Raw genomic sequence first — 1,731 nt, forward strand, 5'->3', positions numbered from 1 at the left:
GACGCTCCGCGTCCCATCCAGAGCCGAACGCAGAGCGTCCGTTGAGGCATTCCCACGCAGAGCGTGGGAACGATCTTGCGGGATCAGTGCCCGCTGGCGGCAGGCCCTGCTTTGGCGGCAAACGGCGGCTTAGCCAGCCACACAATCAGAATCAACCCCATGAACCCCCAGCCCAGCAACGTGAAGTAATCCACGGTGGACAGCATGTACGCCTGGCTCGTGAGGATCTGATCCATCTGCGCATACGCCGACTGACTCGCCCCACCTAACGTATTCAACGTCTCGCGCGTTGCCGGCTCGAAGGTGCTGATGCTTTCGCTCATATACGCATGATGCTGATCGGCCCGGCGAATCCAGATCCAGGTGGTCAGCGACGCCGCGAAGCTGCCGCCCAGTGTCCGCAGGAAAGTCGCCAGGCCTGCGCCGTCAGCGATCTGGCTCGGCGGCAAGTCCGACATGAGAATGCTCAGGGTCGGCATGAAGAACAGCGCCACACCGATGCCCATGAACAACTGCACCAGCGCAATGTGCTGGAAGTCGACTTCGTTGGTGAACTCGGCACGCATGAAGCAGCTCAGACCGATCGCCAGAAACGCAATGCCGGCGAGCAGACGCAGGTCGAATTTGTGCGCGTATTTGCCGACAAACGGCGACAGCAGCACCGGCAGAATCCCGATCGGCGCCACGGCAAGTCCAGCCCAGGTCGCGGTGTAGCCCATTTGCGTCTGCAACCACTGCGGCAGAATCAGGTTGATGCCGAAGAAGCCTGCGTAACCCAAAACCAGCACGAGCGTGCCGATGCGGAAGTTGCGATGGGCGAACAGGCGCAGGTTGACCACCGGATGGCGGTCGGTCATTTCCCAGATCACGAACACCGCCAGGGCGACCACGGAAATCGCCGCGCCGACGATGATGAAATTCGACTCGAACCAGTCCAGGTCATTGCCCTTGTCGAGGATCACCTGCAACGCGCCGACACCGATGATCAGGGTGATCAGACCGACGTAATCCATTGGCTGGCGACTGGTCACCACCGGCCGTTTCGCCAGTTGCGAACGCACCACCATCACCGCAAAGATGCCGATCGGCACGTTGATAAAGAAGATCCAAGGCCAGCTGTAACTGTCGGTGATCCAGCCGCCGAGAATCGGCCCTGCAATGGGCGCGACCACCGTGACCATCGCCAGCAATGCCAAGGCCATCCCGCGTTTCGCCGGCGGATAGACCGCGATCAACAGCGTCTGTGTCATTGGGTACAGCGGCCCGGCGACCAGGCCTTGCAGCACGCGAAAGCCGATCAGCTCGGGCATCGAAGTCGAGATACCGCAGAGAAACGACGCCAGCACAAACAGCATCGTCGCCCACAGAAACAGCTTCACCTCGCCGAAGCGGCGGCTCAGCCAACCGGTCAGCGGCAGCGCAATCGCGTTGCTCACGGCGAACGAAGTAATAACCCAGGTGCCCTGCTCCGAACTCACCCCGAGGTTGCCGGAAATCGTCGGCAGCGCCACGTTGGCGATGGTCGTGTCGAGCACTTGCATGAACGTCGCCAGCGACAGGCCGATGGTGCTGAGCAACAGGCTGGGCGGCGTGAAAGAAGCGTTATTGCTCATTGTGAATCCTATGAAACCTGATGGTCGCTGCGGCCTGATGAACACAGCCGGCCCTGTGGTAGCAGGCCCTTGTGGCGAGGGGATTATCTGTGGCGAGGGGATTTATCCCCGCTGGGTC

1 protein-coding gene is annotated in these 1,731 nt (G+C 61.1%); it reads right to left on the minus strand.

Annotated elements, in window-relative coordinates:
• Positions 1-83: 83 nt before the first annotated feature.
• Positions 84-1,613 (minus strand): DHA2 family efflux MFS transporter permease subunit, encoded by a 1,530-nt coding sequence (locus F8N49_RS27585; RefSeq protein ID WP_071172913.1) that lies wholly within the window; start codon positions 1,611-1,613, stop codon positions 84-86.
• Positions 1,614-1,731: the final 118 nt, after the last annotated feature.

The organism is Pseudomonas sp. GXM4 (assembly GCF_008923895.1).
GTDB classification, from domain to species: Bacteria; Pseudomonadota; Gammaproteobacteria; order Pseudomonadales; family Pseudomonadaceae; genus Aquipseudomonas; species Aquipseudomonas atacamensis.